The organism is Kribbella sp., assembly GCF_035655035.1.
Lineage (GTDB): Bacteria > Actinomycetota > Actinomycetes > Propionibacteriales > Kribbellaceae > Kribbella.
Genome location: NZ_DASRVN010000603.1, coordinates 1 through 5,424, shown reverse-complemented (window position 1 = coordinate 5,424; position 5,424 = coordinate 1). Strand labels below are relative to the sequence as shown.

Genomic DNA, 5,424 nt, shown 5'->3' with positions numbered 1-5,424 from the left:
CCGCGGATCTGCGCGCCGATCCACTCCCGGTACGGGTTCCGCCGCCGCGCGACCTCCGGGACGGTGAACCCGTTGACCAGGTTCAGGTACGCCGCACGCTCGGCCGTGAACACCTGCCCGATCGGGAACAGCCGCGTCCAGGCGGCGCCGACGTCCTCGGTCCGCAGGTCGTCGCCGTGCGTCTCGAGCAGGTGCAGCGCCAGGATCGCGTAGTCGATGTCGTCGTCGCGCGCCGAGCCGTGGACGTTCCCGCGGGTCGTCTCCGGCCAGCACGACGTCAGCCGGAACCCGTCCGGCATCGGGTCGAGCGCGGGGACGTAGTCGCGCAGCGGGTACGAGTCGGTGAGCAGCAGGTAGTCGCGGATCCGGTCCGTGGTCCAGTAGTCGCCGGACTCGACCGGCTTGCCGATGTTGCACCCGGCGATCCGCCCGAGCCAGGCAGCCTGAATCCGATCGGCCAGCTCGGCCTCCGGTACCGCGGACGCCCGAGGCAGCCCGTCCAGCGAGTCCTCGATGTCGGCGAGCTCATCCGGTTCGACGTACGTCCAGCCGGGTAGCCGCTCGGCCAGCGACATCCGGTCGACCAGGTCGAGTACGGCGTCACGGTCGCCCGGATCGGTCCGGTTCGCCTCCTGCACCAGCGCGTCCACGTCGTACCCGGTCTGGCGCCGCTGCCGGACCTCGTCGGCCAACAGGTCCACCGGCCGCATCGCGTCGAAAGTGTGGCTGACATACCCCGGTCCCAGTTCTGTCACGAGCTCAGTTCATCATGCTCAGTGCGACAGCGCCTGACTGACCGCCGCGCCGAGGAAAACGCTCCCCAGCCCGGCGACGATGCTCGCGGTCACGTTCGCGACGGCGAGGAACCGGGCCCGGTCCTCGAACAGCCGGATCGTCTCGTAGGAGAACGTCGAGTACGTCGTCAGCGCACCGCAGAACCCGGTGCCGACGAACAGCTGGACGCCGGGCGGGAACGCGTTCGACGCCCCGGCCAGGAACCCGAGGACGAGCGAGCCGAGGACGTTCACGCTGAACGTGCCCCACGGGAACCTCGAGTCGTGCCGGGCCTGGACGGCACGGTCGGCGACGTACCGCAACGGCGCCCCGATCAGTCCGCCGGCGATCACCAGCAGCAGCCGCGTCATCGGGTCCGCCAGGTGATCAGGGCCCGGGTCGCGCTCACCGTGCAGCGGACCGCGAGCAGCGCGCCGACGACGGTCGTGGCGAGATAGAGCAGCGCGGTCCCGGCGTGGCTCCCGGTGACGAGCTTCTGGATGTCGACGGCGTACGTCGAGAACGTCGTGAACCCGCCGAACACCCCGGTGCCGAGGAACGGCCGGACCAGCCGCTGCTGGGTGAACACGTCGGTCACCAGCACCATCAGGATCCCGATCAGCCCGCAACCGGCGACGTTGATCAGCAGGGTGTTGACCGGAAACCCGCCTGCCGGCGTCGGCCACCCGAGCCCGATCAGGTACCGCGCGGTAGCCCCGAGCGCACCACCAGCCGCGATCGCCCCCAGAACCGCAGCCTCGGACGCACGCTGCTCGCGGCCGTCCACCCGCAGATCAACATCGGAGTCGACCGCGCCCCTGGGTAAGGGGTGCTCCACAGACAGGCCTCCTCTCGATCGACGGAGGCCATTGTCCCTCAGTCGGACTTCCCCACTCGCACCTGGACGTTCTCGTCGCTGCCGACAGCGGGTGTCGCGAGCGGCAGGAGGCGGACGGCGTACGCCGCGGCGGCCAGCTCGGACGCCTGGCGCGGATCGGTCAGCGACCGGCCGGTCAGCTCCTGCAGACGGCGCAGGCGGTACCGGATCGTGTTCGGGTGGCAGCACAGGGCGGCCCCGGCGGCCTCAGCGGATCCGCCGTGGTCGAGGTGCGCGTCGAACGTGTCGAGCAGGACGGCGCGATCCTCGGCCGGCAGCGTCAGTACCGGCCCGAACACCTGCTGCGCGATCCGCCGGCCCTCGCGCGGATCCATCGCCATCATCCCGGCCAGCGGGCTCGAGTCGAAGACCTGTACGTCGGCCTGCCCGACCGGCAGCGTGACCAGCGCGGTCCTCGCGAGCTGCAGCGCCCGCGGCGTCTCGGCGGGGGAGTCGTACGGCGGACTCACACCGGTCCGCGCGGTCGCAACCTCCCGCAGTAGGCCGAGTATCGACACGGCCGAGTCGTCCGGCACCGAGACCAGCCCGAGCTGCAGCGCCGGCGTCAGCCGCCAACCGGAGACCACGCCGTGCTCGGCGAGGTGCTGCTCGATCCCGGGCAGGCTCTCCTCGGCCAGGCCCCGTGTCTCGGCGGCGACCACGACCAGCTGGCTGTTCGGCGGGAACCGGAGCAGCGCGGCAGCCTCCCACGGACCGCCCTGCGGGCCGGGCTGACCACTCAGCAGGGCCTCGACGAGCGCCGACCGCTGGTGCTGCTGGGCGACGAGGATCGCCGCGGTCGTCGTGCGGTACGCCTCAGTGGCGGCGAGCGACTGCTCGTCGCTCAGTCGCCACAGCACACCTGCCGCGGTCAGCAGTCCGTCGGCCTCGTCCTGCTCCCAGGACTGCCGGACGTGCGCGACCAGGCGTTCCCACAGCATCTCGAAACCGAGCCGGAACCCCTGCAGGATCTCCGGTAACGGAACGCCCTGCTCCGCACGGACCCGGCCGGTGTACTGCGCCGAGCCGGGGTCGAGCGACGTACCGGGTTGCCGCAGTACGCCGATCGTGGCGCGGATGTTCCCCTTGACCGACTTGTGCATGTCGGGACCGCTGACGACGTCGGTGTCCCGGTAGAACGGGATCTGCCGGACGATCGCCGCGCACGTCTCGTCGGTCAACTCGTCCAGGTGGTCCTCCGCCCACCGGGCGAGCGCGGCAAGTCCGGTACTACTCATCAGTTCCTCCCTCGGCCCCACCCAACACCAACGACGCCGCCCTCCGGACGTCATGCCGGAGGGCGGCGTACGGTGTCCGGTGGGTCAGCCTCCGTTGAGGACGTCGTACTTCGGCGCGATCCGGAAGTACTGCGGGTCGGAGAACGTCAGCGGTACCTTACCCAGGCTCTTGATCACGGTGCTGCCACCGTTGGCGTGCCCGACGGCGTACAGGTAACCCGACTTGGTGTCCCGGTCGATGCCGAGCAGCAGCGTGCCGTTCGCGCCGCACTTGGTCGCGATCAGCTGCTCGAAGCCCTGCCAGGTGGCCCCGCGGACGACCTTGCTGGTCGGCGCCGCGAGGTACTTGGTCGGCCAGGTGACCGTGACGAGCGCGCCGGACCGGGTGTTGGCCAGGAACGTCTCGGACGTCGCGGTCCGCCCGATCAGCGCGATGCCCTTGACCGTGCTCAGGCCGCCGACACCGGAGGTGATCCGCCAGCTGCCACCGTCGGATACCCAGCGCTGGGTGACACCGTCGGTGCGCTGCCCGTACAGCAGCACCCGGGCCGGGTTACCGGCGTTGGCCGGCTGCAGTACGGACTGCTCGATCCAACGGTAGTTCGCCCAGCCGCTACCGATCCGGAGGTTGTTCTTCGGGTAGTGCGGGTCGACCTGGCTCTCACCGTCGACGACGAACGAGTTCGAGTACAGCGCCCCGTTCTGCAGGGTGAGGCCGGAACGCGCCTCCTTGCCGCCGACCAGCGGGGTACCGGTGAAGGTGCTGATGTGCTGCACCTGGTTCGGCGCGAACACCCCGGCGGTGCCCCGGACCCCGCCGACGGTGATCGGGCCGGTGGCGTTGATCATCCGGCTGGTGAACGCCCCGGTCGACGTCACCGACCCGAGCCGGAGCGCACAGGCGGCCGTCGTCGCGCTCTGCCCGGTCGTGGTGGACTGCTGTGCGTGCGCTGTCGCGGCCGTCCCGATCCCGAGTGCGAGTACGGCGGCGGAAGCCAGTCCTACGGTCTTGCGAATCATTTCGGTATCCTCCCCTGACGCGGAGGCACCCCCGCCTCCGTCGTACCGCATTGGAATCCGGACCGGGCCGAAAAGTTGCCGCTATCGTTGGGCATCTCGAAACGGTTCTGGAAGGGGCCCGATGGCGGCGAAAGGACTGGCGGCCGGCCCGGCCCTGATCAGGGTGTCGACGGCGGTCACCGAGCAGTACGAGCGGATCAGCTCCGAGCTCGGGCTGACCATGCAGCAGGCCCGGCTGCTGTTCGTCCTGCACCGGCAGCCGACGAACATGCTCGGCCTCGGCGCGGAGCTGCGGCTGACCAAGTCGACGATGACCGGCGTGGTCGCCCGGATGGAGGCCGCGGGCCTGGTCACCCGGGTGCCGGACGACACCGACCGGCGGAACTTCGTGGTCACCCCGACCGAGCACGGGGCCGAGGTCGCGGAGGAGTTCGAACGCCGGCTGCGCACCGAGGTACGCCGGATGCTCCAGGTGCTGGCACCGGCCGAGCGGGAAACCCTCGGCGCACTGCTGACCGCGGTGATTGCCGGCCACGAGGCTCAATAGTACGAGTTTCGGACTGATTTGGCCGGGAGGCTGGTGCTTGGCCCGGGGCGTGGGTTACCTTCGAATTAGTACGAGAGTCGTACTGATAACGGAGGTGACCCGATGGCGACGATCGATGTCCAGCAGAGGCAACGGCAGCAGCAACGGCAGCAGCGGCAGCAGGAGCAGGGGCGGCAGGAGCAGGAGGGGCAGCGGCAGGGACAGCAGGGACAGGGACAGCAGGGGCAGGGGGAAGGGCAGCAGAGGTGGCGGCCGGCGGTCGGACGGCGCCGGTATGCCGTCCTGTTCGCCGCCGCCGCCCTCGCGGCCGGTCTGAACTATCTGGTCGCGCTCGGCGCCGTCGCACTCGGCGCGGACGCCCGGTTCGCACCGCTGACCGCGCCGGTCTTCGTCCCGCTGACACTGCTGGGCACCGCAGCCGGCTACCTCGGTTGGACCGCAGTCCGCCGCCGTTCCGCCGCCGCCCTCAAGCTGGTCGTGCCGGTGGTCCTGGCCCTGTCGATGATCCCAGATCTATTGCTACTAGCAACCAAATTCATCCCCGCCACCTCCGGGACAGCCGTCGCAGGCCTGATGCTGATGCACGTGGTCGTAACCGCCGTCGCCGTACCGACGTACAACAGAATCCCTTGAAAACAACATCCTTTCGGCTATAAAAACTGCCGCACGCAGCGGCTACTGTTGAGCACATGGAAGACCTCGGCATTCTCGACGGACGGCAGGTGGTGGCCTTAGGCAACCACGAGCTCCTGCCCGCCCTCGACCAACTCGACACCGAGCTCAACCACCTCGAAGCACTCCGCCTCCAACTCATCGCCCGCATCGAAGACACCGGCCACGCCCAAGAACTCGGCGCCCGCGACACCGTAGAACTACTGTCCTTCCGCCACCGCCGAGACCGCACCGAAGCCTGGCGAGACGTCCGCCTCGCCCGAGCCCTCCCGAAGTACACCGCCGTAGCCAACGCC

7 protein-coding genes and 1 pseudogene are annotated in these 5,424 nt (G+C 69.8%); 3 read left to right on the top strand and 5 right to left on the bottom strand.

Annotated elements, in window-relative coordinates; translation table 11 throughout:
* The 5 genes from VFF46_RS31915 to VFF46_RS31895 form a co-directional block, all read right to left on the bottom strand.
* On the bottom strand, positions 1 to 755 hold a 755-nt coding region (locus tag VFF46_RS31915; RefSeq protein WP_325040956.1), incomplete at its 3' end, for an ADP-ribosylglycohydrolase family protein.
* Between the two features lie 18 nt (positions 756 to 773).
* Positions 774 to 1,145: a fluoride efflux transporter CrcB gene (gene crcB, locus VFF46_RS31910; protein ID WP_325040955.1), complete on the bottom strand. Its 372-nt coding sequence runs from the start codon at positions 1,143 to 1,145 to the stop codon at positions 774 to 776.
* On the bottom strand, positions 1,142 to 1,612 hold the full coding sequence (locus VFF46_RS31905) for a CrcB family protein (RefSeq protein WP_325040954.1): 471 nt from the start codon (positions 1,610 to 1,612) through the stop codon (positions 1,142 to 1,144). The genes crcB and VFF46_RS31905 overlap by 4 nt, the downstream gene beginning before the upstream one ends.
* Positions 1,613 to 1,650: 38 nt before the next feature.
* Positions 1,651 to 2,889, bottom strand: coding sequence for a helix-turn-helix domain-containing protein (locus VFF46_RS31900; protein WP_325040953.1), 1,239 nt, complete (start codon positions 2,887 to 2,889; stop codon positions 1,651 to 1,653).
* Between the two features lie 84 nt (positions 2,890 to 2,973).
* Positions 2,974 to 3,909: a hypothetical protein gene (locus VFF46_RS31895; RefSeq protein ID WP_325040952.1), complete on the bottom strand. Its 936-nt coding sequence runs from the start codon at positions 3,907 to 3,909 to the stop codon at positions 2,974 to 2,976.
* Positions 3,910 to 4,030: 121 nt separating this feature from the next.
* Between VFF46_RS31895 and VFF46_RS31890 the strand changes: the two genes are divergently transcribed.
* The 3 genes and pseudogenes from VFF46_RS31890 to VFF46_RS31880 form a co-directional block, all read left to right on the top strand.
* Positions 4,031 to 4,456 carry a MarR family transcriptional regulator gene (locus VFF46_RS31890; RefSeq protein ID WP_325040951.1) on the top strand — a complete coding sequence of 142 codons (426 nt, stop codon included), beginning with the start codon at positions 4,031 to 4,033 and terminating at the stop codon, positions 4,454 to 4,456.
* Between the two features lie 102 nt (positions 4,457 to 4,558).
* A complete protein-coding gene (locus VFF46_RS31885; protein ID WP_325040950.1) occupies positions 4,559 to 5,089 on the top strand; it encodes a DUF6069 family protein in 531 nt (176 codons plus the stop codon).
* Positions 5,090 to 5,145: 56 nt separating this feature from the next.
* Positions 5,146 to 5,424: pseudogene (locus tag VFF46_RS31880) on the top strand (DUF222 domain-containing protein); the annotation flags it as partial.

Excerpts from the sequence above, each read along its gene's own strand:
- VFF46_RS31890 (WP_325040951.1), top strand. The coding sequence starts at position 4,031 with ATGGCGGCGAAAGGACTGGCGGCCGGCCCGGCCCTGATCAGGGTGTCG.
- crcB (WP_325040955.1), bottom strand. The coding sequence starts at position 1,145 with ATGACGCGGCTGCTGCTGGTGATCGCCGGCGGACTGATCGGGGCGCCG.
- VFF46_RS31900 (WP_325040953.1), bottom strand. The coding sequence starts at position 2,889 with ATGAGTAGTACCGGACTTGCCGCGCTCGCCCGGTGGGCGGAGGACCAC.
- VFF46_RS31885 (WP_325040950.1), top strand. The coding sequence starts at position 4,559 with ATGGCGACGATCGATGTCCAGCAGAGGCAACGGCAGCAGCAACGGCAG.
- VFF46_RS31895 (WP_325040952.1), bottom strand. The coding sequence starts at position 3,909 with ATGATTCGCAAGACCGTAGGACTGGCTTCCGCCGCCGTACTCGCACTC.